Source organism: Pseudomonas sp. LBUM1645 (genome assembly GCF_059716185.1).
Genome location: NZ_CP166811.1, coordinates 3,676,631 through 3,702,864 on the forward strand (window position 1 = coordinate 3,676,631; position 26,234 = coordinate 3,702,864).

A 26,234-nucleotide genomic window follows, 5' to 3' on the forward strand; every position below is an offset into this window, starting at 1 on the left:
GAGACGATCCTCGTCGCTAAAGGCGCCAATTACTGACCACGTAACCACGGGTTAGTGCCGGTTCGACGGGCTGGGTTTCAATGTGGGTGACGGGCGGGGATGTTGCATTCCCCCATTACTGTCCAAAGCTCGCACAAACAAAAACGCCGCTCAAAGAGCGGCGTTTTTGCGTATGGAGCGGGAAATCAGGCTCACCTGTAAGTGGCGAGCCTCAAGCGTTTCAGCTCCAGGGACGATCTCCATTCTCGTCCTTGATGCGGGTCGGCAGCCCCATCACATCCAGCGCCTTGAGGAATGGCTCAGCCGGAAGCTCCTCGACGTTGGCCATGCGCTGCACGTCCCACTCGCCGCGGGCGACCAGCAGGGCTGCGGCCACGGGCGGCACGCCTGCGGTATAGGAAATGCCCTGGCTGTCAGTTTCCGCGTAAGCGTCTTCATGATCAGCCACGTTGTAGATGAACACTTCACGCGGCTGACCATCCTTGGTGCCCTTGATCAGGTCGCCGATGCAGGTCTTGCCGGTGTAGCCAGGCGCCAGCGAGCTCGGATCAGGGAGCACGGCCTTGACCACTTTCAGCGGCACGACTTCCAGGCCCTCGGCGGTCTTGACCGGTTGCTCGGAGAGCAGGCCGAGGTTCCTGAGCACGGTGAACACATTGATGTAGTGCTCGCCGAAGCTCATCCAGAAACGCACGTTGGGCACGTCGAGGTTCTTCGACAGCGAGTGCACTTCATCGTGACCGGTCAGGTACAGGTTCTGCGACCCGACAACAGGCAGGTCGTCGGTGCGCTTGACTTCGAACATCGTGTTGCTGGTCCACTGGCTGTTCTGCCAGCTCCACACTTGTCCGGTGAACTCGCGGAAATTGATCTCCGGGTCGAAATTCGTGGCGAAATACTTGCCATGGGAACCGGCATTGACGTCGAGAATGTCGATCGAATCAATGCGGTCGAAATACTGTTGTTGCGCCAGCGCTGCATAGGCGTTGACCACACCCGGGTCGAAGCCCACGCCAAGAATGGCGGTAATGTTCTTCTCTTTGCACTCTTCGAGGTGGTTCCACTCGTAGTTGCCATACCAGGGCGGCGTCTCGCAGACTTTGCCCGGCTCTTCGTGAATGGCGGTGTCCAGATAGGCCACGCCGGTATCGATGCAGGCGCGCAGCACCGACATGTTGAGGAAGGCGGAACCGACGTTGATGACGATCTGCGATCCGGTTTCGCGGATCAGCGCCTTGGTCGCTTCTACATCCAGGGCGTTCAGCGAGAAGGCCTGGATTTCGGCGGGCACTTTGAGGCTGCCCTTGGCCTTGACGCTGTCGATGATGGCCTGGCACTTGGAGATGTTGCGCGACGCGATAGCAATACGACCGAGTTCATCGTTGTGCTGCGCGCACTTGTGGGCCACCACCTTGGCGACACCTCCTGCACCAATGATAAGCACGTTCTTCTTCAATTTTTCTCTCTCTCCTTCTCAGCCAGCTTACGAAAGGCTGGACATGTAGTCGTTGTAACCAAATTCACGAACCACCTCGACAGTACCGTCGAGTTGTTTCACTACGATGGACGGCATTTTCAGGCCGTTGAACCAGTTCTTCTTGACCATGGTGTAACCCGCTGCGTCGATGAACGACAGCCGATCCCCGATAGCCAAAGGACGATCAAATTGATACTCGCCGAAAATGTCTCCGGCCAGGCAGGATTTGCCGCACACCATGTACGTATGCTCGCCATCGCTAGGCGCCAGCTTGGCATTCAGGCGATAGATCAGCAGATCGAGCATATGCGCTTCGATGGAGCTGTCCACAACCGCCAGGTGCTTGCCGTTGTAGAGGGTGTCGAGCACGGTGACTTCCAGCGACGCACTCTGAGTGATGGCCGCTTCGCCCGGTTCCAGGTAAACCTGCACGCCGTATTTTTTCGAGAAGCTCTTGAGGCGCGCACAGAACTCGTCCAGCGCGTAGCCTTCGCCAGTGAAGTGGATGCCGCCACCGAGGCTGACCCACTCGACCTTGTGCAGCAAGTCGCCGAAGCGTTCTTCGATGGTGCACAGCATCTGGTCGAACAGGCCGAAATCACCGTTCTCGCAGTTGTTGTGGAACATGAAGCCAGAGATCTGCTCGATGACCTGCTCGATCTTCACTGGGTCCCACTCGCCCAGACGGCTGAACGGCCGCGCGGGGTCGGCCAGCAGATAATCCGAGCTGCTCACCTGCGGATTGACCCGCAGGCCGCGGACCTTGCCTGCTGAAGCCTCGGTGTAGCGCTGCAACTGGCCAATGGAGTTGAAGATGATCTTGTCGCAGTTCTCGAGCATCTCCTCGATCTCGTCGTCGGCCCAGGCCACGCTGTAGGCGTGGGTCTCGCCAGCGAACTTCTGCCGACCGAGCTTCAGCTCGTAAAGCGACGACGACGTGGTGCCGTCCATGTATTGCTGCATCAGGTCGAACACCGACCAAGTGGCGAAGCACTTGAGTGCCAGCAGGGCCTTGGCCCCGGACTGTTCGCGCACATAGGCGATCTTCTGCATGTTCGCCAGCAGCTTTTGTTTATCGATGAGGTAGTACGGCGTTTTGATCATTTCGAGGCGCCTCCGGCAAGGCCAGCCAAAAAAGGATGCGCATTGTGCCTTCACTCGCTACAGATCGAAAGAGCAGGAAGCCCTCTCCACGCGAAACGTGGCTCAATTTAAGTCCCAGGCACCTCGAAAAGTTTCACTACCTGGTCTTAACGGTGACAAACATTTTAATGCGGTCGTGAATTTCCTGGAGAGCTCGACGGGTAGTGGCCCCGTTCAGGCCTGGCTTTCAAGCAAGTTGAACAGCTCTACGAATTGCCGGGTCAGCTTGTGTTGCGGTTCCAGATAGATCAGTGGCTTGCTGGCCTGGTGTGACTCACGCATCTTCACCGAACTCATCAGATACGCAGACAACACCGGCATTTTCTCGGCAATCAGCTCGTCGAGCAGTCGTTGCGGCAGTGCGTTGCGAGCCTGGAATTGGTTAACAACGATGCCCTCAACCTCCAGCCTCTCGTTATGATCACTTTTGATCTCCTCTATTTCTCGCAGCACACCGTAAATCGCCTGGCGAGAAAAGCTGTCGCAATCGAAAGGGATCAAACAGCGGTCAGCGGCAATTAGCGCCGAGACGCTGTAAAAATTCAGACCGGGCGGCGTATCCATATAGATCCGCTCATAGTCTTCATCGAGCCTGTCCAGCAGCTTGCTGAGTTTCTGAATTTTGTAGCGTGTCTCGAGCTTGGATTGCAGATCACTCAGCTCCGACGAGGCAGCGATCAAATGCAAGTTGTCGAAACGGGTTTCATGGATATTGGCTTGGGCCTTCTTTGAGGCCGGGCCTGGGAACAGTGTCTGTTTGAAGAAGTCGGCGATCCCCAGGGGAATATCTTCGCCGCTGAGTCCGGTCAAATAGTGAGTAGCATTGGCTTGGGCATCCAGATCAATCAGCAAGGTGCGATAGCCCTCATTGGCACTGATGGCCGCGAGGTTACACGCGATACTGGATTTCCCGACGCCCCCTTTTTGATTAAAAACCACACGTCTCATGAAATGTCCGAAAAATTAGCATAGGTGGACATCATGTCTTCCCTGAGTTTTATAGCTTCAAGCACTGTAAAAGCTGTAACGATTAACCGTAAAGGTTCCTGCTCTGCAAGGTTGCTATGGGTTGATCAGTGATTACACATCAGACCATGAAGAACGCCGAACCTCAAACCCGGCTCGGAAGGCGTCATATGCGAGACACCAAACACCTTGAATGCCGCCAGCATGAGTACAAGACCTCCAGGCAAGATGCTCTGGCGATGGCTTTGCAAGCCCGCCAGTCCGAGCTGTTTGACATTCCCCACTTCAAGCAGGCGCAACGACAAGCGCAACAGGCCGCTGTAGGTGATGCCGCTTTCGCCAAAGTCGTTCAACCCGTTGGCCTTGAGTACTTTGGCCAGCATCCGTGCGGTGCCTGAAGAACCTATCACCTGCTGCCAACCCAACGCGCGATAACGACGCGCCACCTTTTCAAATTGTAGAGTGGCTACACGCTCAGCCTCCAGGAGTGCCTGAGCCGTAATACGGCCACCCTGAAAGTAACGCGCGCCGAAGGTGCCGCTGCCAATGGCAATACTTTCGGTCAACAAGGGCTGAGCGCCCTGCCCCAGAATCAGTTCAGTGGAGCCTCCACCGATATCCACGACCAGTCGCCTGCTCTGTGTACCCGGCACCGTATGAGCAACACCGGCGTACACCAGTCGGGCCTCTTCATGCCCAGAGATAACGTCAATCCGGAAACCCAGGTGCCGCTCCGCACTGGCCAAAAACAGTTGAGCATTGTCGGCTTCGCGCACTGCACTGGTCGCTACCGCCCGCACACGTCCGGCCTCAAAGCCGCGTAACTTTTTGCCGAATCGTGCGAGCGCTTGCCATCCCCGATCCAACGCCAACTCGTCCAGTGCCCCGCCTTGAGACCCTTCCGCCAAACGGACAGGTTCACGCAAGGTTTTCACTTCCTGGATCACGAACCCCTGACGCCGTCTGACTGACTGGCCGATCATCATGCGAAACGCATTAGAACCAAGGTCAATGGCTGCAAATAGAGAGGCGTCTCCTTTCATGGGGGGATTCCTTGCAAGCTGAGCGCACTAGGCGGTTTGCGAGGATCTTGCCATGGGGTCGATGACGCTAAGATGACACCCTCTACCCGTTACGAATAAGCACGCTACTGATCCCCCCACAGATTCGCTACTATGTTTGACCGTTAGCTTTACCGTCAGCTTTCCTTAATCTGGAGCCCGAATGCCTAATCAAAAGGACATCGCCGCCGAAAGCGGCGCACCGATGATTCCTGAACAGCGCCGTGAATTGATGCTGCGACAGTTGCGCAAGCATCAGGTGCTGAGCGTTCATCAGTTGATGGAAATGTTCGACTGTTCGCACATGACCATACGTCGCGATATCGCGCTGCTGGAGCAGGAAGGTCGTGCTTACTCGGTAACGGGTGGGGTGCGGATCGCCAGCCAGCTCCATAGTGAGCCCAGCCATCAGCTCAAGGCGGTGGTCGAGTTGCCACAGAAGCAATCCATGGCCAAGCTCGCCGCGCGGCTGCTGCATGCCGATATGACGATTTACCTGGATGCGGGAACCAGTACGCTGGAAATCGTCCCCTACATCAAGGCGCTGTCCGGCATGACCGTGGTGACTAACGACTTCGGCATTGTCCAGGCGCTGATCGAAGCCCCCCATGTCACGGTGATTCATACCGGCGGGCAGCTGGATCACTCCAATCAATCGTGCGTCGGCGGCCTGGCAGTTGCCACCTTGCGCCAGGTCGTCACCGACATCGCGTTCATATCGACCAGCTCATGGGATTTGCGTCGCGGCCTCACCACGCCTTCGGCTCTGAAGGTGGAGGTGAAACAAGCCGCAATGCAATCGGCCTCGCAAGTGGTGCTGGTGGCCAGCAGTTCGAAGTACGGCACATTCAGCATGTACAAGATCGCCGGGCTAGAGCAGTTCGACATTATCCTCAGCGACGATGCGTTGACCCCGGCCGCGGCCGATGGCATTCGCAAGCAGGGAGTCGAGCTGTTGCTGCCGTCTGACAATACCCCGGCCTGAGACGACGGGCTCGCGCATTCAGCAGAGCCGTCGTCCATCTTCGTTATTACGCTTGGCGCGCCTTCCAGTCCCGCAACCACTGCAAGCCGGCAGACGTGTTGCCACGCGGCCGATATTCGCACCCTACCCAGCCGTCATAACCCAACTGGTCGATCAGCTCGAACAGATAGGGATAGTTGACTTCTCCCAGGTCCGGTTCATGCCGGTCCGGCACGCCGGCGATCTGGATATGGCCGATACCATCGAAGTCCCGACGCAGTTTGGTGGCCAGGTCGCCCTCGACGATTTGGCAGTGATAACAGTCGAACTGAACCTTCAGGTTACTGGCGCCTACTTCCTTGCAGATGGCCTGGGCCTGGTCCTGCCGGTTGAGGAAAAAGCCCGGCATGTCTCGTGTATTGATCGGTTCCAGCAGCACCGTGATCCCGACCTTGTCCGCCTGGGCGGTGGCATAGGCCAGGTTTTCCAGATAGATGGCGTGATGCCGTGCCCGATCACTCTCGGAAGGCAGCAGGCCGGCCATGACATGGATGCGCGAGTTACCCAGCACGCTGGCGAATTCCAGGGCGAGATCAAAACCGCTACGAAATTCACTCTCACGGCCCGGCAACGATACCGTGCCCCGCTCGCCCGCCGCCCAATCACCGGGCGGCGCATTGAACAGAGCCTGCACCAGGCCGTTGTCGCTCAAGCGTTGCTTGAGTTCTTCAGCGCTGTAGTCGTAGGGGAACAGATACTCCACCGCTTCGAAACCATCGGCAGCCGCGGCGGCGAAGCGATCCAGAAACGCATGTTCCGGGTAGAGCATGCTGAGGTTGGCAGCAAAACGAGGCATGGTAGCTCCTATGTATGGCTTTTCTGTAGGAGCCGAGCTTGCTCGCGATGGCGATCTCAAGGACGCCATCGCCGGCAAGCCGTGCTCCTACAGGTGTTCTATGGTCGACAACGCTTTTTGTAGGAGCCGAGCTTGCTCGCGATAGCGATCTCAGGGACGCCATCGCCGGCAAGCCGTGCTCCTACAGGTGTTCTATGGTCGACAACGCTTTTTGTAGGAGCCGAGCTTGCTCGCGATGGCGATCTCAAGGACGCCATCGCCGGCAAGCCGTGCTCCTACAGGTGTTCTATGGTCGACAACGCTTTTTGTAGGAGCCGAGCTTGCTCGCGATAGCGATCTCAGGGACGTCATCGCCGGCAAGCCGTGCTCCTACAGGTGTTCTATGGTCGACAACGATTTTTGTAGGAGCCGAGCTTGCTCGCGATAGCGATCTCAGGGACGCCATCGCCGGCAAGCCGTGCTCCTACAGGTCGACAGTTCGTTAGACAAATGGCCAGATCAGCAGGGTAATACAGAAACCCAAGGTGCCGAGCAAGGTGGTCAGCACCGTCCAGGTACGCAAGCCGTCGGCCACGTTCAGCCCGGACAGCTTGGTGAAGATCCAGTAACCGGCGTCATTGATATGGGACATGGCCAACCCGCCACCGCCCATGGCCAGGCACAGCAAGGCCATATGGTTCGGGGGGAGATTGAGGGTCGCAATCAGCGGGCTGATGATGCCGGCAGTGGTCACCAGCGCCACCGTGGTCGAGCCCTGTACCGCGCGCAACAGCAGGGTCAGCAGAAAGCCCAGCGCCAGCACCGGCAGACCGGTGGTGCGCAGCATATCGGAGACTACGGCGCCGATTCCGGTATCCACCAGCACCTTGCCAAACACCCCGCCGGCACCGGCAATCAGGATCACCATGGCCACACCGGGCAAGGCCGAGCCGATCACGTCGGACACCTGAGTCCGGCTCCAGCCCCGACGCGAACCCAGCAACCAGGCACACAGCAAGGTGTCGAGCAGCAGCGCCACCAGCGGCGCGCCGAGTACGGTCATGATGCCGCGCAGGGTCGATTCGGCAGGCAGCAACGAGGTGGACAGCGTTCCCAGCAGAATCAGAATAATGGGCAGCAGGATCAGGCTGACGATCAAACCAAACCCTGGTGGGGGCGCCGGCGGCAACTTGGAAACGATGCTGCTGGTGGACTCTTCCAGGCCCATGTGCGACACGGCCACAGCCGCTCGCTCAGTGCTCTTGTCGTTACCGTTTGACCAGGCGGCCAGATCCTCGTTGGTGACATGCGGGCCATAGACCTCGGCACGAATATCGTCGGTCATCGGGTACACCCGACGGGTCATTCGCCCGGCCACGCAGTAGCCGACATAGCAAAGGAACGCGGTGAGCGGCAGACCGAACATCAGCACGCGACCCAGGTCCGCGCCCAATTGACTGGCAGCGGCCACTGCGCCCGGGTGCGGCGGCAGAAAGGCGTGTACGGTCAACAAGGCCGCGCACATCGGCAGCGCAAACACCAACAACGGCTTACGCGCACTGCGTGCAATACCATAGGCCAGCGGCATCAGGATGATCACGCCAACCTCGAAGAACACCGGCACCCCGACCATGAAACCGGCAATCGTCAGCGCCAGCGGTGTACGCCGGTTGCCGAAACGAGTAATCAGGGTCTTGGCCAGCGCCTCGGCACCACCGGAGAGTTCGATGATCCGCCCGATCATCGCGCCCAAGGCAATGATGATCGCGATATGGCCCAGGGTCTTGCCCATGCCGCCTTCGATGGTCGCCACCAGATCGGCCGGTTTCACCCCGGCCACCAGCGCCACCAGAATGCTCACCAGCATCAAGGCCACGAAGGGCTGGAACTTGTACTTGAGCACCAGGAACAACAACAGCGCGATGCCCACCCCTGCGGTAACCATCAGGATTAACGGGCTCATTTCAGAACCCCTCCACGCCGGGTAAACGCAACGGTTCTGCCACTGAATCTGAAAATGCCGCAGTGAAGGTGAGTCATGCTTGGATTTCCTGTTGTTATTGTTTTTTCAGGCAAGCCGGGTCCATCGAGAGTCGCTGCGCGTCTCATGTGCAGGGCCTGCTGTATCGATTTGTCGTGTTAGGCCAGCGCTTTACCAGGTCGCGCCGAAGGTCTCTCGCAACTCGTCCAAAGCCGCCTGGTCGAGAGGTTCCGGTTTGGGATCGCTCATCAGCCAGAGCCGCGCAGTTTCCTCAAGCTCCTCCAAGGCGTAACTGGCCCTGGAGACCGAACTTTCCCAGACCACCGGGCCAAGCCGTTCGAGCATCACGCCGCGAACACTATTGGCCAGCTGCGCGACTTGCTCGGCAACCTTTGGCGAACCGGGTCGCTGGTAGCCAATCAATGGGATATGCCCGACTTTCATCACCTGATACGGCGTCAGCGGCGGCAAAATGTCGTCCGCCTGCCAGACACCAGCCAGCGTCAACGCCACCAGATGAGTGGAATGGGTATGCACCACGCCGCCGACACTCGGGTTGCGGTCGTAGACCTGGCGATGCAGCGCCAGAGTCTTTGAAGGCCTGTCACCGGACACCCATTCGCCGGCCAGATTGACCTTGGCGATGGTCGCCGGATCGAGGCGCCCGAGGCAGACGTCGGTCGGTGTGATCAACCAGCCGTCGTCCAGGCGCGCACTGATATTGCCGGCGCTGCCGACGGTATAGCCGCGTTGGTAAAGGCTATGGCCAACTTCGCAGATTTCTTCGCGCAGAGCGTTTTCGTTACTCACTGAGCACCTCCCGCGAGTTGGTTCAAGGCTTTGCTGAAGAAGTCGCGGCCACCGAAGTTGCCCGATTTGAGTGCCAGCGCCAAAGGTTCGTCAGTACTGCTGACGGTCGCCGGCACACCCGGATCGATCTGCGCGCCAATCTGCAGCAGCTGTACGCCCAACGCCTGAACCACAGCGCCCGAGGTTTCTCCGCCGGCGATCACAAAGCGGCGCACACCACTCTGGCGCAGACCTTGGGCAATTTCGCCAAAGGCGTTTTCCACCAGACTGCCAGCCTGCTCGACACCCAGTTGCTGTTGCACCGACTTGACCTCATCCGGTGAGCTGGTGGCGTAGATCAATACGGTTTGTTGGTTATCACGGGCGAAGGTCAAGGCTTGCGCCACCACCGGTTCACCCGCAGCCAAGGCCAACGGATCGATCCGCAAGGCCGGCCGTCCGGCTTCGAGCCAGGCCGCCACTTGTCCATTGGTCGCGATCGAAGCACTGCCGGCCAACACCACTTCCCCGCCGAACACCGCCGGGAGTTTCGAGGCATCGAGGTCGCGCAGCTTGCCGGCGCGACGGAAATTTTCCGGCAAACCCAGGGCCAGCCCCGAACCACCCGTCAACAACGGCAGATCGGCGCAGGCGGTGCCAAGGGTGTACAGATCGCTGTCCGACAAGGCATCCGCGATGGCCATGCCGACACCTTGAGCCCTCAGCTCTGCGATCCGCGCACGCACCTGCTCAGCGCCGCGGGCAATGGTGTCGTAGCGCAACAGGCCGACATTCAGGCCGGTCTGCGATTGCAGAACCCGAACCAGATTGGCATCGGTCATCGGTGTCAGCGGGTGATGCTGCATGCCCGACTCGCTGAGCAGTTGATCCTGCACAAACAAGTGGCCGCGAAAGATTGTGCGGCCATTCTCAGGGAACGCCGGACAGGCCAGAGTGAAGTCGCTACCCAGTGCGGCCAGCAGCGCTTCGCTGACCTGGCCGATATTGCCGGCCGCGGTGGAGTCGAACGTCGAGCAATATTTGAAGTAGATCTGCTCGCAGCCTTGTTCGCGCAGCCAGGCCAGTGCGGCGAGGGACTGTTCGACCGCGTCGGCGACAGGAATGGTGCGCGACTTCAGAGCAATGACGATCGCATCGGCGTCAAGCCCGGCGGCAACGTCTGCGCTCGGGATACCGATGCTTTGCACGGTACGCATACCGCCGCGCACCAGCATGTTGGCCAGGTCCGTGGCACCGGTGAAATCGTCGGCGATGCAGCCCAGCAGCGGGCGTGCGGTGGAGGTAGTCATGGGGGTGTTCCTCAAACGGGCTCGGGCTTCAAACGGACTGGGGCTTGGCAGTCGGCAATTCGATGCCCGGGAAAATCTTGATCACTGCCGAGTCGTCCTCACGGCCGAAGCCGGCACTGGACGCCTGCATGAACATCTGGTGAGCGGTGGCCGACAGCGGCAGCGGGAATTTGCTGGCCCGTGCGGTATCCAGCACCAGACCCAGGTCCTTGACGAAAATATCCACCGCGGACAACGGCGTGTAGTCAGCTTTGAGAATGTGCGGCACGCGGTTTTCGAACATCCAGGAATTACCGGCGCTATGGGTGATCACCTCATACAGCGCATCGGCATCGACCCCTTCACGCAGGCCCAGCGCCATGGCTTCGGCAGAGGCGGCAATGTGCACCCCGGCGAGCAGCTGATTGATGATTTTGACCTTCGAACCCAGGCCATGGACGTCACCCAGGCGATAAACCTTGCCGGCCATGCCCGCCAGGATTGACTCAGCCTTGGTATAGGCGTCGGCCGGCCCCGAGGTCATCATGGTCATCTCGCCAGCAGCAGCCTTGGCGGCGCCACCGGAAATCGGTGCATCCAGATACAGAAGGCCCAGCGCGGCCAGGCGCTGGCCCAGATCCACCGCATAAGTCGGGGCTACGGTGGCGCAGCCGATCACCAGACTGCCCGGACGCAGTGCGGCCACGGCACCACCCTCACCAAACAGTACGGTTTCGGTCTGCTCGGCGTTGACCACCACGGTCACTATCACGTCGCACTCAGCGGCCATGTGCGACGGCGAAGAGCAAGCCACGCCGCCCTCCCCGGCAAACTGTTCAGTCACTTCAGCCCGCACATCACAGGCATGCACATTGAAACCGCTGCGCAACAACGAACGAGCAATGCCCAGGCCCATCGCGCCCAGACCGACAACACCGACATTCTTGTTATTCATGGGGTACTCCAGAGGAAAGCAGCGACTGCTTGCGCGCCTGCAAGGCGCAGACATTGGCCGCGTTGTAGAGAGGGCTGCGGTAGACAGGATCAGCGCCGAGCGGATAAACCCGCTGAGGGGCGCTGTCATTCAGCACATGAGTCGGGATCTCATCGAACATCAAGGCAATCCTGTTTTTGTCGTGTTATCAGGTTGTCATACCGGCTGGTGAAGATCATCTACCAATGATCAGATTATGTGAAGTATTTTTTCAATCTAACATTTTTTAACATCGCTGCCGCCACACCCTCCTACAACCCAACCAACGCCTGGAGTGGCAAGTTCTGAGCACTGACTTACACTGCGATACACCCAATGCGAACGAATGAATGTTCAATAGATCGATAGGTTTCATGGCAATCCGGGGATCACGTCATGATCTGGGTGAAGCCAACATGAAAACGGTCACGACCCTTTTCACCTGTCTGCTCGCTGCCAGCGTTTGCGCGGCGACGAGCACCTGCGCAAATGCTGCGTCGTTCAAGACCGGCTTCGACTGCGCCACGGCAAGGGCATCCGTCGAAAAGCTTATCTGTCGCGATTCGCAACTGGCACAGATGGATATCGAATTGACGCGTCTTTATCGCCTGGCGCTCACGGATCAACGTTCAGTACCGCCGCCAGATAAAGTCTTGATCGACCAGCAGTTCTGGATCGACTCCCGTAATGAGTGTGCGTCCACGTCTGAGCCCAAGGCGTGCACGATCCGAAGTTATGCCGAGCGCGCGTACCAGCTACGCCAAGGCTCGGCCATCGTGAGAACCAAGGATCCAGACAGACTCACCGAAGGCCCCCTGGCTTTTCGTTGTACTGGGTTTAACGCACTGATTGCCGCCACCTTCTTCAACACGCAGCCGGGTGTCGTGTACCTGAAATGGGCGAACACCTCGATCACCCTGAGCCAGGTGCCAAGTGATTCGGGAACCCAATACACGGGCAAGGATTCCCAGGGGAACTACCGCTTCTGGCAAGACGGCAACATGGTCCTTTTCCAGAAGCCAGGTTCAGGGGCAATGAGTTGTACGGCCGAGCCGGTCAGCTGATTTCTGGCGCAAGTACGATTTCCTCAGCACTTCATTCGTCTCAGGTCAAACCACTGCCCGACATCAAACCTTCAGTCAGCAGTGATACCAAAGGCTGGACTAGATGTTGAATGCGGACGTCGTCACCCATCACCGCGACTTCGGTGCTCGGTAACGTCGGCAACTTTTCAGATGGCTCCAGAATCCGCATGCCTTCCTGCAGGAACGACGTTCCCAATGCGGTAATCCCCAGCCCAGCGGCAACCGCAGCCTGAACCCCCATCAAATTGCTGGCCAGGCACGCTGAAGTCCACTCCCGCCGAACGCTAGCCAAGGCCTCTATCATGATTGCCCGGTACGCGCATGGCGGTCGCATCATCACCAAACGTACAGGTTGGGATGCTTCGATTTCGTAGTCCCTTGCGGCGATCCAGACCAAAGGTTCGCGCCAGATGATTCGGCCCCGCTGGGCATTGGGACTGATTTTTCGCTTGGCAATGACCACGTCCAGTTGCCCGTTTTCGTAGTCGCTCAGCAGATCGTGACTCAAGCCAGTGGTGAGTTCTAACTGGATGTCGGGATAGAGTTTGCAAAAGCGCGACAACAATTTTGGAAGCTGAGTGGGCACCAGGTTTTCAGAGATTCCCAGACGCAGCAGATTCACCGTGGCGGGTTCCTTGATCTCACGTATGAAAGTGTCGAAATGCATCAGCATCTTGCGCGCGCCCATCAGCAGCCGCTCGCCGTCAGGGGTTAGCGTCAGCGCGCGGCTGGTGCGCTCGAACACACGAAAACCAAGTACTTCCTCCAGGCGGATAATCTTCTGGCTCACCGCCGATTGCGATCGAGCAATCACTTCGGCAGCGGCCGTGAAACTACCGGTCTCCGCCACCGCGATAAACGCCCGCAGCAGATCAATCTCGAGGTCGCTGGCTTGCATGATGAATTCGCCTTTCAACTGGATGCCATTAAATTTATGCGTTTGAGTTATGGATCGCAAACTCCGAACATCGTGATTAGCGGGCCTTGATGGCCCATCAAAGCGAGGAGTTACAAATGACAGGCAACCAGGCAGTATATATTGTCGAACGTTTCTGGCGCGAAGTCTGGCAGGCAAGAAACCCGCAAGCAGCCGCTTGCTTCGTTACCGATGATTTCGTTATTACTTCCGGCGGTGTCGATACTGTCGGTCGAGACGCCTTCATTCACTGGATCGGTGTCTTCCTGTCGAAAATCGAAGATTTCGAATTCGCCAGCATCGAGACATTCCAGAATGCTGAAGGCTCTCGGGTTGCTTCGCGCTGGAAACTGTCCGGAAAGAACAACGGTTTCATCGGCGGCCGCTCCTGCAACAGCTCGTTTGAAATGCTCGGTACCGCAGTCTGGGAAGTGCGTCCGGACGGTCTGCTGGCGCACAACTGGGTGGAGCGAAATTCCCTGGAAGTCCACCGGGACATGATCGGCCTCTGATCCTGGCCGGGGTGAACACCAGGCCCGAAGCAAACACCACCCCAAGGATCACACCGCCAGCGCCGAGCAGTTGCCAGACATTGGGCAGCACACCCAGCAGCGAGGAAACCAGCATGGTGAACACGGGGGCCAGGTTGAAGAATATCGACGTCCGCGCGGCACCAATGGCGTGGATGCCTTTGAACCACAGCAAGTAAGCAATCAACGAACCGCAGACCGCCAGGTAGATGACGGCACCGTGAACAGACAGCGAAGCGCTACGGATGCTGGCGATCGGATGCTCATAGATGAAGCCCAGCACGATCAGGCCAATGGCACCGAACAACATGGAGAAGGTGGTGGTCTCCAGCGGTGTTGCGTCTTTGACGAAGCGCCGGGTGCCAACCATGTTTGCCGCCCAGGCCATGCTGCCAGCCAGAATCATCGCGTCACCGGTGGCCATTTTCAGCCCGAGCAGTACCTGGAGATCCCCGCGAGTGATCACCATGCCAACGCCTAGCAAACCCAGTACCAACCCAATGACACGGCCGCGATCAATGCGTTCTCCTTCAAGCAGCACCGCAAAGATCATGGTCCACAGCGGCGTGGTCGCCAGGATCAGCGCGCCGTTGATGGGTGTGGTGGTTTGCAGCCCAAAGAATGTTGCCACGGCGAATGCCGTAAATCCGAGCAGACCCAAACCCACATAGGCCAGCAGATTTTTCTTCAGCGTACCCAGACGCAGCTTGCCCGACAGACCGAAAATCAGCACGAGCAACACGGTAGAAATGGCAAAGCGTTCAATCGAAGCGCTGATCGGTGCCATGCTCTTAATGATGTAGGCACCTGCGTTGAAGTTGGTGCCCCAGAAAAACGTGGCACCGACGATACCGGCATACGCGAGAGGCGTTGATTTTGACATGGCAGTTTCCTCGTCAAGTCGTGCGATGAACACTCAGCGAACCGTTGAATGCTTCAAACCTGCTTGTCAGGTTTTGAAAGATTCTTGCAGGCTTGCCGTTGGGGAAAAATTCCCCATTTATTCACCTCATCTATGAGAAAACGCCCATGTTTGATTGGGAGGATCTGCGCTACTTCATCGTTTTCGCCCACGAGCAGTCTTTATCGGGGGCGGCACGCAAGCTCAAGGTTGACCATGCCACCGTGGCGCGACGCATCAGCGCGCTGGAGTGTTCGCTGAACCTCAAGTTGGTGGACAGGCGCCCTCGCTCGTATGTGATTACCGAGGACGGGGAACGTATCGCCCAGTTAGGGCGACGCATGGAAAGCGAGTCCTTCGCGGTGCAACGCACGGCGCTGGCCGGACAGGAAAGCTACGCCGGTGAAGTCACCGTCAGTGCCCCGCCGGCGTTGGCGTGTGCGTTGATAGCGCCCCGAATCAATGTGTTGCGCACGCAACATCCGCAGTTGTCCTTGCAGTTGATTGGCAGTCTGGGCAGCGCTTCGTTATCGCGACGTGAAGCCGATATTGCCGTGCGTCTGAGTCGACCCAAGGAGCCGGATCTGGTGGCCCGCAAGGTCGCAACGGTGTCGTTCTACCTGTATGGCTCGGCCGACTATTTATCCAAAACGGCCCCGGCAGATCTGGCCTTCATTGCTTACGACGAGACCTTGGAACAAAGCCCGCAACAGGCCTGGCTCAAGGAACAGGCGGGAGATCGGCCGATCCTGCTGCGCAGCAATGATTTGAATATCCAGGCCAATTTTGTTCAGGCAGGGGCCGGTGTCGCCGCACTCCCCTCCTTTCTTGGCGAGCACTACGGCCTGCAAACAATGGAGACCATTGGCGCGGGTCTTGCGCGTGACGTGTGGCTGGTGGTTCACAGCGACATCCGCCACACCCCGTCCATCCAGGCGGTGATGAGTTTCCTGGTGTCCTGCTTCGAAAAATAAGGCAGGCAGAGCGCCGGGCCTCTCTCACGTACTCGGCGATTTATGCCACGGATACCCTTTCGCGCTGAGTTGAAAGGCGTAATCGAACAAGCGCTTCATGTACTCGCCATCAAATCTATGATTGCGAGAAATATCAAAATCGGGGCCGATGTACGCCAGATTGAAGTCCGCGCCATCCTGCTGTGCAATTCGGTAAATTCGATCCAGATCGCTGATCCCTTGAGTCTGGATCAATGCGCTGATGGCGCGACCGCCGATGCTCAAGGTGCGACGCTTGGTTCCGGACCATTGCAACTCCAGTTTGCCGTTGCGAATGACATAGAAATGCCGTTCATCACGCAAACGCGCCCCGGTCACGCGGTTCAGCGCCGTCACCGTGCCGGGTGGGTAAAGGAACACCTGAGTCAGGACGCCTCCGTCCACGTGCATTTCCTGAAACTGTTGACCGTCAACCTCCACATCGATCATGACGGGTGAGACGGCGCCGGGAATACTCATCGACGCGATCATGATGTTGCGAAACAGGTCGAGCGCGCCCGGTGCCTGGCTGGAGGCAATAGCGCCCATGTTCCAGGTGACCGGGCGTCCAGAATCAAGGTCGGTGGTGCCGATCATCAGCAGACGTCCTTTGGCGTATTCCGACGCGATCGCCGCAAGAACCTCGGCAGTGATGTGCTGTGCAATGAGCCGCGACAGTGGCTTGCTGTGCGCCATACCATCACTGGCAAGACGGGTCAGTACATTGCGCGCATGGAAAATGTCTTTTGGACCGACTGCGTTGCAGATGCCCAGAATGACACCGTCGTACTGGGGCCCCAGGAAGGCGAACGGGGCGACCAGGGCGCCAGCGCTAATGCCGGTGACGACTTTGAACACCGGTCGAGACCCATGCAGGGTCCATCCCGCAATGATGCCCCCCGCGAATGTGCCTGCATCGCCGCCGCCCGAAACGGCCAACATGCTTGCCAGCGGCAGGGTGTCATTGGGCATCCCTGCGCTGGCGAGCGCCTCGGCTTCTCGAATGTTGGCCTGACTCACATCCCGAATGAACGGGGTCAAATCCTGGTCCAGCCAGTAGCGAGCATCCGGAATGCCAGGGATGAGCGCTTTTTCCGTTAACGTTGGCGGCACCGCATCTCGGCGTTGCAGGCACGCTTGACGCAACATGTTCAGCGTTGAGGCGCTAGGCCTGAGCAGGAATGTTTTCAAAACGCCTCCTCCGGCCCCTGCAATTGACAGAGCCCATCACGCACGTTCCACACACCCATGACCGCCTTCTCAATCAGGCGCCGGTCTTCTGAAGACCAGCAGTTTGCCGGTGGCTCGCTGCACGACCTTGTCGTTCTGATTGAGTGTTTCCATGAACAGGGTCACCACACCCCGATCTGGTTTGGAGTTGGACGGTTCGATGGCCTGCACGGTGCATTGCAGACGCAACAGATCGTCCGGGTAGGTCGGCGTCGGCCAGCTCAACTCGATGCCCAGGCCGATGATTCCGTCTGCCAATGGCACGCTTTCCACCAGCAGCTTCATGGTCAGGGCGGCGGTGTTCCAGCCACTGGCCGCCAGACCACGGAACAGGCTCAGCTCGGCGGCTTCAGGATCGAGGTGAAACGGTTGCGGGTCGAACTCCTGAGCAAAGGCCAGCATCGACGCTCGATGGACACGCAGGCTGTCGCTTTCGAACTGCTGACCCAGGCTCAGGTCATCGAGGTAGAGTTTTTCCCAGGAATGGATGGTCATGATTCAACCCTCTCTAGGCGTAGCTGATTTCGCTGAGGTCGATAGCCACCACTCACGTCCAGGTTGTAGTCGTGTCGACGAAGCAGGAAGTCCTCGCCGAAGTAGAAATCCTGCACCGCGCAGTGGGTGGCGAAGTCCAAACGGTCAGCTGCCGGGGCGCACTGCCCTGCTCGTCAGGGCGAGTGATCTGAACACCTTTCATGCTAGCGCAAGCCCGGGCAGTCATAACGTCCGCGGGACGTCCGGTCTGTTCTGCGGCTGATCCTCCACCCATTGCCAGAACAATTGATAGCCGACCGCAAGCACCACCGGGCCGATGAACAGCCCGAGGATGCCACTGGTGACCATGCCGCCCAGGGCACCGATCAACACCACCGGCATCGGCACATCGACACCGCGCCCCAGCAGCAATGGCTTGAGTACGTTATCCACCAGGCCGGCAACGAACACATAGATGGCGAAGATGATGGTCGCCGTGCTGGCCCCATCGGTGGCGAACACAAAGGCAATCACGGGCAGCGTAATCAGCGTCGCCGGCAATTGCATGATGCCGAGCAACAATACCGCCAAGGCAAGCAGCCCGGCACCGGGGACGCCCATGAGCACGAATCCGATGCCCACCAGCAGCATCTGGATGAAAGCGATGCCGACCACCCCCAGCGCGACCGCACGGATCGTTGCGGTACACAGTTCGGCGATTTTCGGCCCCTTGCCCGGATCGCTGACGCGTGAAGCGATCTGTACCGCACTGCGCCTGCCGCTCTCGCCATAGGCCATGAAAATGCCGGCGATGATCAACGCAAAGATAAAGGTGAGGAACCCCATGCCGACGCCGGCGAGTTTGCCCAGGAAACTCACGCTGAAATGTTTTATCTCTGGCAGGTACTTCGCTGCCAGGTCGGGAAGATCGGTTGAGGCCTGCAGCCATAAAGCAGAGAGACGCTTGCCCACTAACGGCCAGTCAGCGACTGAGTCAGCGGGTGGCGGAATATGGAAGCTGCCGTCCTTGACGGTGGTCATGGCGTGCTCGACCGAATCGGCAATCGAGGTGACCAACAGATAGATCGGCACCATGAGCACAACGATAGCAATCAGCACAATCAGCGTCGCAATGTGGCCGTCTTTCTGACCCAGCGACCCCTTGAGCCGCTCTTGCAATGGATAAAGTGTGATCGCCAGGATCAGCGACCACAGCATGAGGTCGCGGAACGGGCTGAAGATCTCAAAGCAGAACAGCACCAGTACGGCAATCAACCCGGCACGGATCAAAACATCGAGCAGACTGCGAGTGAACGCCTTCTCGGAGCTGGATGTGGGCACCATTGCTGCCTCCTTGCAGATCGCTGCAGAGGAATGGGATCGGTTAGCCCAGCATAGACGTTCAGTTGGATAAGTGAGTGGATGGGTTGAAAGCGAAGCGTTGATTGGGTGATTCTGGATTTTGTGTCTGGCTCAGGATCCACCCCTCACCCTAACCCTCTCCCCAAAGGGTAGAGGGGACTGACCGAGTTGTTCTTAGAGTTACATCGACCTGAAATATCAAGGTGAACGCAGGCTTTGAAAAGCGTGGAGATCGGCTCCCTTTCCCCCTCTCCCCACTGGGGAGAGGGCTGGGGTGAGGGGTGGATTCATCTGATACCCCTCCTACCCTTGCGCAACTCACCGCAGCTTCAGCGGATCAACCAGTTCAGCGGCGATAGCCATCCCCACCAAATCCGGCAAGGTATTGGCCTGCATGCGTTTCATCACCCGCGAGCGATACAGGTCGACAGTTTTTGCGCTCACGCCCAGTTGTTCTGCAATTTCACGGGTGGTGTAACCCTGGACCAGCGGCAGCAAGACATCGCGCTCCCGTGGGGTCAGTGTCAGCAAGCGCGCCTGCAAGGCTTCATGGCCTTGATTGCCTGAGCGGTTTGCTGCGCAGTTGCTGAGCGCCTGTTGCACGCTGTCCAGCAGCAATTGCTCGTTATAGGGCTTCTCGATGAAGTCATGGGCGCCAGCCTTGAAGGCGCGAACCACGATCGGCACATCCGCGTGCCCGCTGACGAAAATGATCGGCAGGTTCAGCTCACGAGCGCGCATTTCTTCCTGCACGTTCAAACCGCCCATGCCGGGCATGCGAACATCGAGCAGCACGCAGGCATCGAGCGTGGCATCACAGGCACTGAGAAACTCCACGCCACTGGTAAACGGCAAGGCCTTGAGCCCTACCGATTCCAATAACCAGACCGTTGAGTCGAGCATGCCTTGATCGTCGTCGACCACATACACCACGTGCTCCGTCACACCTGCCATTACGTTATTCCTGTTGTTGTTTTGTTGAGCCGGCCAGCGGCAAGCGGCAGCACATCAGCAGCCCGACAGGTTGGCGTCGGGCCTGCAATTCACCACCGAAACCTTCGATGATGCTGCGGCTCATGGACAAGCCAAGTCCCAGGCCATCGGCCTTGCTGGTATAGAACGGGGTAAATATCTGCTCCAGTTCGGGTTCGCTGACACCCGGTCCCTGGTCTTGCACGCTGATTTCCACGGTTGCACCACCGCCCTGCCCCGCGGCCATCACGATCAGTGAAGGTTGCCCCGGATGTTGTTCGCGGTTGGCGTCGATGGCATTGCGCAACAGATTGAGCAGCACCTGCTCCAGCAGCACCCGGTCGGCATAAATCGGCGGCAGATTATCCGGCAGGCGATCCTCGATTGTCACTTGGCAATTGCTCGCTTCCCAGGCACACAAACGCACGGCCTCGCGGGCGACGTCGGTGAAATTCAGGGCTTGCATCCGGCGTTGTCCCTTGCGCAGAAACGCGCGCAAACGTCTGATCACTTCTGAAGCATGCGTGGCGTGATGGGTAATGCGCTCCAGCCCTTGCGCCACTCGGGCGGCGGCCTGGGGATTGGAATCCAGCGTCTGTAAATAGCGCTGGCTGGCATTGGCGTAATTGACCACCGCCGCCAGCGGCTGGTTGATTTCGTGAGCGATGCCCGAGGCCAATTCACCCAGGGTGACCAATCGCGCGGTGTGCGCCAGTTCATCCTGATGGCGACGCTGTTGCACCTCACGCAGTTCACGCTCGGTCATGTCCCGCGCCACCAACGAGTAATAGCGCTCGCCGCCGGCCGAACGGTGCGCCAGCAGCACCAGCGACACCGGCACGGAAGTACCGCCACCCGGTGGCTGCAATCGCGCATCGGTGCTCCAGACACCGTCGCGTTCGGCGCTGCTCCAGCCATCACGCTGCAGACGTGCCAGGTCAGCGCTGGCGAACAATTCCGCCAGGGCTGGCATCGGTTGCTGCTCGTCGATCCCGAGGATGCGCCGCGCCGCTGGGTTGAGATAAGTGACTTGTCCCTCGGGGTCAATGAACAACACCGGATCGGTGTTGGCTTCGACGACTTCCGCCAGGCGCCGCTTGTTCTCCTCGGCTTGCACCCGGGCGGTAATGTCCCGGGACACGCTGACCACTTCAACCACCGTCCCGGTATAGGTCTCACGAATCGCCCGGCTCGCGGTTTCAAACCACAAGTAATGCCCGTCGCGATGGCGAATGCGATAGGTCATCGTGTGATAACCGTCCTGCTCCAGGGCATCCCGCGCGCGCTGCACCAGGCTGGCCAGGTCCTGGCCATGGAACAAGCCCTGGGCCATTTGCCCGCGCAACTCTTCCGGCCAGTAGCCGAGCAATGTCCAGGACGCGGGCGAGGCATCCAGAAAGCGTCCGTCGGGTGTATGCCTGGAGATCAGGTCGGTGGTGTTCTCGATGATCAGCCGGTACAGCCGCCGTGCCGTGGCGGCTTCACGCTCGGCCAGCACTTGGGCCGTGGCATCGCGGCACCGGGCGAGCACGCGGTTGTCCTGGGGATCGGGGATAAATGTCCAGATCAGGATCTGCGCCTGGAATTGGGCTTCGACCCCTTCGATGGCGCGTTGCTGGTCGAGGCAGGCACGGACCAGCACCCGGTGATTGACCGGCAGAAAACCCAGCACATCGGTCAGCGGCTTTTCGGCGAGCAGTGCCAACAGCGCCGCGTTGAATTCCAGCGGCCGGCCTTGGGCATCGAGCAACAGACTCGGCTGTGGATCGTGCCCCAATAGCGGTGAGCCACGCAGCATGCCATTGACGCTGCTCAGCAAGGTCGTCAGCAAATCCTGCACCCAACCCAGCCAATCAAGACTCACGCCCTCGCACACTTCCACCAGCAACAACCCCGGCTGCCCCGGTTGCAAGGCCAGATCAAACACCTGGCCATGACTGATAGCAGCCCGGCGCAGTCGCCCGGCCAACCAGCAATCGAGTTGACGTACTTGAGCCAAGTCCAGACGTCCCGCCTCCGCCAGCCGATCAAACAGCCGCTGATCACTGGCCAGCGAAGGATCGCCCAGCCCCGGTGGAAAATGCTGGGCGGCGCCCTCGTGGCTGTAAATCCGCGCATTGGCTTGCCAACTCAGATAAACCGCCCGGTGCACCTCGGGACATTCCTGCAGCGCACGGCACAACGCATCGGCCCGGGCGGCCAGAGACACACCCTCGCGCTGCAGGCGCAACCAGCTGTGCAATCGAACGGGAGTCAGGGTCATCACGGGTCCGCTTCGTTGGGGAAGCCAAGGATATACCGGCCTTGGCGGTGTGACTGTATTGATTTAGACCGGCCAGAATCAAATATAGTACATATCCTATATGACGTAGGTTGTACTTCCATATCGGTAGCTGAATGTTATATAAAGCAAACCTGACATAAAAGGGGACCCCAGCGGCTACGCTGCAAGGTCACCCATAGAGCTAACAATCAGCCACCGAGTACCCGTACATGTCGATCTATGAACAAGGGCTAGGCCCTGCGGCTGTCAATCATATTGCCTTGTCTCCGCTCAGCTTCATCGAGCGTACCGCCAGCGTTTATCCGGACTACCCCGCCGTCATCCATGGTTCTATCCGCCGTACCTGGGCGCAGACCTACACCCGCTGCCGCCGCCTGGCTTCGGCACTGGCCGGTCGCGGCATCGGCAAGAACGACACGGTGGCCGTGATGCTGCCCAACATTCCCGAGATGCTTGAAGTGCATTTCGGCGTGCCGATGATTGGCGCGGTGCTCAACCCGCTCAACGTGCGTCTGGATGCCGAAGCCATCGCCTTCATGCTGCAACATGGCGAAGCCAAGGTGCTGATTACCGACCGCGAGTTCCATGATGTGATTCACGCGGCGATTGGCATGCTGGATCACCCGCCACTGGTCATCGACGTTAATGATCCGGAATACGGTGAAGGCAAAGCGGTCAGCGAGCTGGACTATGAAGCGCTGTTGGCCGAAGGCGACCCGGACTTCGCCTGGCAGTGGCCGACGAACGAATGGGACGCCATTTCACTGAATTACACCTCAGGCACCACTGGCAACCCGAAAGGTGTGGTTTACCACCATCGCGGTGCTTACCTGAACTCGTTGGGCAACCAGATGACCTGGGCCATGGGCAACCATCCGGTGTACCTCTGGACCCTGCCGATGTTCCATTGCAACGGTTGGTGCTACCCGTGGATCATCACCGCCATGGCCGGTGTGCATGTGTTCCTGCGCCGGGTCGATCCACAAAAAATCCTCACGCTGATCCGCGAGCATCAGGTCACCCATCTGTGCGCTGCGCCGATCGTGCTCAATGCCTTGGTCAACATGCCTGAATCGGCTAAAGCGGCGATCGATCATCCGGTCAACGCCATGGTCGCCGGCGCCGCACCACCGGCCAAAGTGATCGGTGCCGTGGAAGAAATGGGCATCAAGGTCACCCACGTCTATGGCCTGACCGAAACCTATGGTCCGGTGACGCTCTGCGCCTGGCATGCCGAATGGGATGAATTGCCGCTGGACGAACGGGCGCAAATCAAATCCCGTCAAGGCGTGCGCTACCCGACGCTCGAAGGCGTGATGGTCGGCGACTCGAAGACACTGGAACCGACCCCACGGGACGGTCAGACCATCGGTGAGATCTTCATGCGCGGCAACACCGTGATGAAGGGCTACCTGAAGAACCCGACCGCCACGGCCGAAGCGTTCGAAGGCGGCTGGTTCCACACCGGCGACCTGGCGGTGTGTCATCCGAACGGTTACGTCGAGATCAAGGACCGACTCAAGGACATCATCATTTCCGGCGGCGAGAACATTTCCACCATCGAACTGGAAGGTGTGCTCTATCGCCATCCAGCCGTCATGGAAGCGGCCGTCGTCGCCCGTCCCGATGAGAAGTGGGGCGAAACGCCCTGCGCCTTTATCACGTTGAAGGCTGATCACCAGGACGTTCGCGAGGCCGACATCATCAGTTTCTGCCGCGAGCATCTGGCCGGCTTCAAAGTCCCGCGCACGGTGGTTTTCACCCTCCTGCCGAAGACCTCAACCGGCAAGATCCAGAAGTACGTTCTGCGCGACAGGGCCAAAGCGCTCTAACCGAATCGACGTTGTACCCGTCAAGCGGCCGGTGTTTTTACCGGCCGCTTCGGGCTCGTGCAGGCCGGATTCGGCTCTGCCCTGCCCTTAAATGCCAAAAGCATCGATAACAAAAACAAGGTGGAGCCACCATGATCGACATCCATTCAACCGATACCCAACGCTGTGAACGCATTCGGTCCAACCCGAAATTCCTTCAATTGGTGAGCAGCCGTTCGCGCCTGGCCTGGTCGCTGAGTGCTGCGGTGCTGTGTACTTACTACGCGTTCATGCTGGTGGTGGCGTTTGCCCCGCAGTGGCTGCATGCGCCGCTCGCCGAGCATCGGATGTTGACCCTGGGCATGCCGGTTGGCGCGGCGATCATCATTTTTTCCTGGCTACTGACCGGTTGGTACGTCTACAGCGCCAACACGCGTTTCGATGCATTGGGCGCCGCCATTCTCGAGGAGAGCAAGTAATGAACCTGCTCCGTAAACTTCTCCTCGCCGCTGCCGGGCTATTGCCGGCCTCCGTTGTGCTGGCTGCGCCCGCGTTGGGTGCGGTGGAAAAACAACCGCTCAATCTGCATGCGATCGGCATGTTCTTCGTCTTCGTGCTGGGCACGTTGGCCATCACCTGGTGGGCCGCGCGACAAACCAAATCCACGTCTGACTTCTACACCGCGGGCGGTGGCATCACCGGGTTCCAGAACGGTTTGGCGATTGCCGGCGACTACATGTCTGCCGCCACGCTGCTGGGGCTGTCCAGCCTGGTGTTCGCCAAGGGCTACGACGGCTTCATCTATACCATTGGCTTCTTCGTTGGCTGGCCGATCATCACCTTCCTGATGGCCGAGCGCTTGCGCAACCTGGGGCGCTACACCTTTGCCGACATCGTGTCCTATCGACTGGACCAGAACAAAGTGCGGATCTTCGCCGCGTTTGGTTCGTTGACCGTGGTGTGCTGCTACCTGATCGTGCAGATGGTTGGTGCGGGTCAGTTGATTAAGTTGCTGTTCGGTCTCGACTACCCGGTAGCCGTGGTGATCGTCGGTGCATTGATGCTGGTGTACGTGATCTTTGGCGGCATGATCGCCACCACCTGGGTGCAGATCATCAAGGCTGTGTTGCTGCTTGCCGGCGGCACGACCCTGGCGTTCATGGCCATGTCGCAATTCGGTTTCAGCTACGAAACCCTGGCCACCAAAGCCGTCGAAGCCCACGCCAGCGGCTGGAACATCATGGGCCCAGGCTCGATGCTCGCCGACCCGATCAACACCGCTTCGATGTCGCTGGGCCTGGTGTTCGGGATTGCCGGTCTGCCACACATTCTGATGCGCTTCTTCACCGTGCCTAACGCCAAGGAAGCGCGTAAGTCGGTGTTCTACGCCACCGGTTTCATCGGTTTCTTCTTCCTTGTTGTCTGCACCCTGGGCTTTGCCGCGATGGTGATCATCGGTACCGACCCGCAGTACTACGTTAATGGTGAAGTCGGCGGCGCCTTGATTGGCGGCGGCAACATGGTCGCCATGCACCTGGCCAAAGCGGTCGGTGGCAACCTGTTCTTCGGTTTCCTCTCGGCCGTGGCCTTCGCCACCATTCTGGCGGTGGTCTCCGGGCTGGCCCTGGCCGGTGCCTCAGCGATATCCCACGATCTCTACGCCACGGTGTTCAAGAAAGGCAAAGCCAGCCAGAAACAGGAAATGCGCGTGACCCGCATGGCCACTGTGGGCCTGGGCATCATCGCGATTCTGCTGGGCATTCTGTTCGAGAAGATGAACGTCGCGTTCCTGGTAGGCCTGACCTTCGGCATCGCCGCATCGACCAACTTCCCGGTGCTGATCATGGCCATGTACTGGAAAGGCTTGACCACCAAAGGCGCGATCATCGGTGGTTTCGCCGGCCTGATCTGTGCGCTGGTGCTGGTGATCCTCTCGCCAGCCGTCTGGGTCACCGTGCTCGGCCATGCTCACGCGATCTTCCCGTACGACCACCCGGCGCTGTTCTCCATGCCGCTGGCGTTCTTGGTGATCGTCGTGGTGTCGAAACTCGACCGCAGCGTGCGGGCCGACAAGGAGCGTGACGCTTACGCCGACCAGTTCGTTCGCGCCCAGACCGGCCTCGGCGCCGCCAGCGCTTCCGCTCATTGATTGAAAGGGCACGGCCTGCTCCAGCGGCGCCGTGCCCATCGCACAACCTT

General features: G+C 59.0%; 23 protein-coding genes and 1 pseudogene. 7 read left to right on the forward strand and 17 right to left on the reverse strand.

Features of this window, described 5'->3' with window-relative positions; translation table 11 throughout:
• Positions 1-220: 220 nt before the first annotated feature.
• From ACA079_RS16445 to ACA079_RS16460, 4 genes are all read right to left on the reverse strand, one after another.
• Complete coding sequence (locus ACA079_RS16445; RefSeq protein ID WP_497700075.1) at positions 221-1,456, reverse strand: saccharopine dehydrogenase family protein; 1,236 nt, start codon at positions 1,454-1,456, stop codon at positions 221-223.
• A 27-nt stretch (positions 1,457-1,483) separates the two neighbouring features.
• Positions 1,484-2,581: a carboxynorspermidine decarboxylase gene (locus tag ACA079_RS16450; protein ID WP_497700076.1), complete on the reverse strand. Its 1,098-nt coding sequence runs from the start codon at positions 2,579-2,581 to the stop codon at positions 1,484-1,486.
• Between the two features lie 213 nt (positions 2,582-2,794).
• Complete coding sequence (locus ACA079_RS16455) at positions 2,795-3,568, reverse strand: ParA family protein (protein ID WP_497700077.1); 774 nt, start codon at positions 3,566-3,568, stop codon at positions 2,795-2,797.
• Between the two features lie 125 nt (positions 3,569-3,693).
• On the reverse strand, positions 3,694-4,629 hold the full coding sequence (locus tag ACA079_RS16460) for a Ppx/GppA phosphatase family protein (protein ID WP_497700078.1): 936 nt from the start codon (positions 4,627-4,629) through the stop codon (positions 3,694-3,696).
• A gap of 181 nt (positions 4,630-4,810) precedes the next feature.
• On the opposite strand from ACA079_RS16460, the gene ACA079_RS16465 reads away from it, so the two are divergent.
• Positions 4,811-5,632, forward strand: a complete 822-nt coding sequence (locus tag ACA079_RS16465) for a DeoR/GlpR family DNA-binding transcription regulator (protein ID WP_497700079.1) — start codon at positions 4,811-4,813, stop codon at positions 5,630-5,632.
• Between the two features lie 46 nt (positions 5,633-5,678).
• Here ACA079_RS16465 and otnI read toward each other — a convergent pair whose 3' ends face one another.
• From otnI to ACA079_RS16495, 6 genes are all read right to left on the reverse strand, one after another.
• Positions 5,679-6,467: a 2-oxo-tetronate isomerase gene (otnI, locus tag ACA079_RS16470; protein WP_497700080.1), complete on the reverse strand. Its 789-nt coding sequence runs from the start codon at positions 6,465-6,467 to the stop codon at positions 5,679-5,681.
• Between the two features lie 481 nt (positions 6,468-6,948).
• A complete protein-coding gene (locus tag ACA079_RS16475) occupies positions 6,949-8,409 on the reverse strand; it encodes a GntT/GntP/DsdX family permease (protein ID WP_497700081.1) in 1,461 nt (486 codons plus the stop codon).
• 189 nt (positions 8,410-8,598) lie between these two features.
• Positions 8,599-9,237, reverse strand: a complete 639-nt coding sequence (gene otnC / locus ACA079_RS16480; RefSeq protein ID WP_497700082.1) for a 3-oxo-tetronate 4-phosphate decarboxylase — start codon at positions 9,235-9,237, stop codon at positions 8,599-8,601.
• The gene (otnK, locus tag ACA079_RS16485; RefSeq protein WP_497700083.1) at positions 9,234-10,526 is read right to left on the reverse strand and encodes a 3-oxo-tetronate kinase; all 1,293 of its coding nucleotides are present in this window, start codon (positions 10,524-10,526) and stop codon (positions 9,234-9,236) included. The genes otnC and otnK overlap by 4 nt, the downstream gene beginning before the upstream one ends.
• A gap of 28 nt (positions 10,527-10,554) precedes the next feature.
• Positions 10,555-11,460: an L-threonate dehydrogenase gene (gene ltnD, locus ACA079_RS16490; RefSeq protein ID WP_497700084.1), complete on the reverse strand. Its 906-nt coding sequence runs from the start codon at positions 11,458-11,460 to the stop codon at positions 10,555-10,557.
• Positions 11,453-11,620, reverse strand: a complete 168-nt coding sequence (locus ACA079_RS16495; RefSeq protein ID WP_282479280.1) for a hypothetical protein — start codon at positions 11,618-11,620, stop codon at positions 11,453-11,455. Before ACA079_RS16495 ends, ltnD begins: the two co-directional genes overlap by 8 nt.
• Positions 11,621-11,894: 274 nt before the next feature.
• On the opposite strand from ACA079_RS16495, the gene ACA079_RS16500 reads away from it, so the two are divergent.
• Positions 11,895-12,542, forward strand: a complete 648-nt coding sequence (locus tag ACA079_RS16500; protein ID WP_497700085.1) for an MliC family protein — start codon at positions 11,895-11,897, stop codon at positions 12,540-12,542.
• A 40-nt stretch (positions 12,543-12,582) separates the two neighbouring features.
• Here the strand turns inward: ACA079_RS16500 and ACA079_RS16505 are convergent, their stop codons facing one another.
• Positions 12,583-13,638: a LysR substrate-binding domain-containing protein gene (locus ACA079_RS16505; RefSeq protein ID WP_497700086.1), complete on the reverse strand. Its 1,056-nt coding sequence runs from the start codon at positions 13,636-13,638 to the stop codon at positions 12,583-12,585.
• Between ACA079_RS16505 and ACA079_RS16510 the strand changes: the two are divergent.
• Positions 13,578-13,913, forward strand: a pseudogene (locus tag ACA079_RS16510) (ester cyclase); the annotation flags it as partial. The gene ACA079_RS16505 and the pseudogene ACA079_RS16510 overlap by 61 nt on opposite strands.
• On the opposite strand, the gene ACA079_RS16515 reads toward ACA079_RS16510, so the two are convergent.
• The gene (locus ACA079_RS16515) at positions 13,852-14,892 is read right to left on the reverse strand and encodes a DMT family transporter (RefSeq protein ID WP_497700087.1); all 1,041 of its coding nucleotides are present in this window, start codon (positions 14,890-14,892) and stop codon (positions 13,852-13,854) included. The pseudogene ACA079_RS16510 and the gene ACA079_RS16515 overlap by 62 nt on opposite strands.
• A 146-nt stretch (positions 14,893-15,038) precedes the next feature.
• Here ACA079_RS16515 and ACA079_RS16520 point away from each other — a divergent pair, with 146 nt between their 5' ends.
• Complete coding sequence (locus ACA079_RS16520) at positions 15,039-15,884, forward strand: LysR family transcriptional regulator (RefSeq protein ID WP_497700088.1); 846 nt, start codon at positions 15,039-15,041, stop codon at positions 15,882-15,884.
• Between the two features lie 24 nt (positions 15,885-15,908).
• On the opposite strand, the gene ACA079_RS16525 is transcribed toward ACA079_RS16520, so the two are convergent.
• The 5 genes from ACA079_RS16525 to ACA079_RS16545 all read right to left on the reverse strand — a co-directional run bounded on the left by ACA079_RS16525 (position 15,909) and on the right by ACA079_RS16545 (position 22,203).
• Positions 15,909-17,093 (reverse strand): patatin-like phospholipase family protein, encoded by a 1,185-nt coding sequence (locus ACA079_RS16525; RefSeq protein WP_497700089.1) that lies wholly within the window; start codon positions 17,091-17,093, stop codon positions 15,909-15,911.
• 69 nt (positions 17,094-17,162) lie between these two features.
• Positions 17,163-17,627 (reverse strand): MaoC family dehydratase, encoded by a 465-nt coding sequence (locus ACA079_RS16530; RefSeq protein ID WP_497700090.1) that lies wholly within the window; start codon positions 17,625-17,627, stop codon positions 17,163-17,165.
• 222 nt (positions 17,628-17,849) lie between these two features.
• Positions 17,850-18,950 (reverse strand): AI-2E family transporter, encoded by a 1,101-nt coding sequence (locus ACA079_RS16535; protein ID WP_497700091.1) that lies wholly within the window; start codon positions 18,948-18,950, stop codon positions 17,850-17,852.
• A gap of 336 nt (positions 18,951-19,286) precedes the next feature.
• The gene (locus ACA079_RS16540) at positions 19,287-19,922 is read right to left on the reverse strand and encodes a response regulator transcription factor (RefSeq protein WP_134421877.1); all 636 of its coding nucleotides are present in this window, start codon (positions 19,920-19,922) and stop codon (positions 19,287-19,289) included.
• A 4-nt stretch (positions 19,923-19,926) separates the two neighbouring features.
• Entirely contained in the window at positions 19,927-22,203 is a 2,277-nt protein-coding gene (locus ACA079_RS16545) for a PAS domain-containing sensor histidine kinase (protein WP_497700092.1), read from the reverse strand.
• Between the two features lie 230 nt (positions 22,204-22,433).
• On the opposite strand from ACA079_RS16545, the gene ACA079_RS16550 reads away from it, so the two are divergent.
• From ACA079_RS16550 to ACA079_RS16560, 3 genes are all read left to right on the forward strand, one after another.
• Positions 22,434-24,056, forward strand: a complete 1,623-nt coding sequence (locus ACA079_RS16550; protein ID WP_497700093.1) for an acyl-CoA synthetase — start codon at positions 22,434-22,436, stop codon at positions 24,054-24,056.
• A gap of 131 nt (positions 24,057-24,187) precedes the next feature.
• Positions 24,188-24,514, forward strand: a complete 327-nt coding sequence (locus tag ACA079_RS16555) for a DUF485 domain-containing protein (RefSeq protein WP_497700094.1) — start codon at positions 24,188-24,190, stop codon at positions 24,512-24,514.
• Positions 24,514-26,184 (forward strand): cation acetate symporter, encoded by a 1,671-nt coding sequence (locus ACA079_RS16560; protein WP_497700095.1) that lies wholly within the window; start codon positions 24,514-24,516, stop codon positions 26,182-26,184. Before ACA079_RS16555 ends, ACA079_RS16560 begins: the two co-directional genes overlap by 1 nt.
• The last annotated feature ends 50 nt before the right edge of the window (positions 26,185-26,234 follow it).

Bases quoted from the DNA above. Each gene is read 5' to 3' on its own strand.
- ACA079_RS16540 (WP_134421877.1), bottom strand. From the start codon at position 19,922: ATGGCAGGTGTGACGGAGCACGTGGTGTATGTGGTCGACGACGATCAA.
- ltnD (WP_497700084.1), bottom strand. From the start codon at position 11,460: ATGAATAACAAGAATGTCGGTGTTGTCGGTCTGGGCGCGATGGGCCTG.
- ACA079_RS16555 (WP_497700094.1), top strand. From the start codon at position 24,188: ATGATCGACATCCATTCAACCGATACCCAACGCTGTGAACGCATTCGG.
- ACA079_RS16460 (WP_497700078.1), bottom strand. From the start codon at position 4,629: ATGAAAGGAGACGCCTCTCTATTTGCAGCCATTGACCTTGGTTCTAAT.
- ACA079_RS16560 (WP_497700095.1), top strand. From the start codon at position 24,514: ATGAACCTGCTCCGTAAACTTCTCCTCGCCGCTGCCGGGCTATTGCCG.
- ACA079_RS16465 (WP_497700079.1), top strand. From the start codon at position 4,811: ATGCCTAATCAAAAGGACATCGCCGCCGAAAGCGGCGCACCGATGATT.
- otnI (WP_497700080.1), bottom strand. From the start codon at position 6,467: ATGCCTCGTTTTGCTGCCAACCTCAGCATGCTCTACCCGGAACATGCG.
- ACA079_RS16475 (WP_497700081.1), bottom strand. From the start codon at position 8,409: ATGAGCCCGTTAATCCTGATGGTTACCGCAGGGGTGGGCATCGCGCTG.
- ACA079_RS16450 (WP_497700076.1), bottom strand. From the start codon at position 2,581: ATGATCAAAACGCCGTACTACCTCATCGATAAACAAAAGCTGCTGGCG.
- otnK (WP_497700083.1), bottom strand. From the start codon at position 10,526: ATGACTACCTCCACCGCACGCCCGCTGCTGGGCTGCATCGCCGACGAT.
- ACA079_RS16520 (WP_497700088.1), top strand. From the start codon at position 15,039: ATGTTTGATTGGGAGGATCTGCGCTACTTCATCGTTTTCGCCCACGAG.
- ACA079_RS16455 (WP_497700077.1), bottom strand. From the start codon at position 3,568: ATGAGACGTGTGGTTTTTAATCAAAAAGGGGGCGTCGGGAAATCCAGT.
- ACA079_RS16495 (WP_282479280.1), bottom strand. From the start codon at position 11,620: ATGTTCGATGAGATCCCGACTCATGTGCTGAATGACAGCGCCCCTCAG.
- ACA079_RS16515 (WP_497700087.1), bottom strand. From the start codon at position 14,892: ATGTCAAAATCAACGCCTCTCGCGTATGCCGGTATCGTCGGTGCCACG.
- ACA079_RS16500 (WP_497700085.1), top strand. From the start codon at position 11,895: ATGAAAACGGTCACGACCCTTTTCACCTGTCTGCTCGCTGCCAGCGTT.
- ACA079_RS16550 (WP_497700093.1), top strand. From the start codon at position 22,434: ATGTCGATCTATGAACAAGGGCTAGGCCCTGCGGCTGTCAATCATATT.
- ACA079_RS16545 (WP_497700092.1), bottom strand. From the start codon at position 22,203: ATGACCCTGACTCCCGTTCGATTGCACAGCTGGTTGCGCCTGCAGCGC.
- ACA079_RS16530 (WP_497700090.1), bottom strand. From the start codon at position 17,627: ATGACCATCCATTCCTGGGAAAAACTCTACCTCGATGACCTGAGCCTG.
- ACA079_RS16535 (WP_497700091.1), bottom strand. From the start codon at position 18,950: ATGGTGCCCACATCCAGCTCCGAGAAGGCGTTCACTCGCAGTCTGCTC.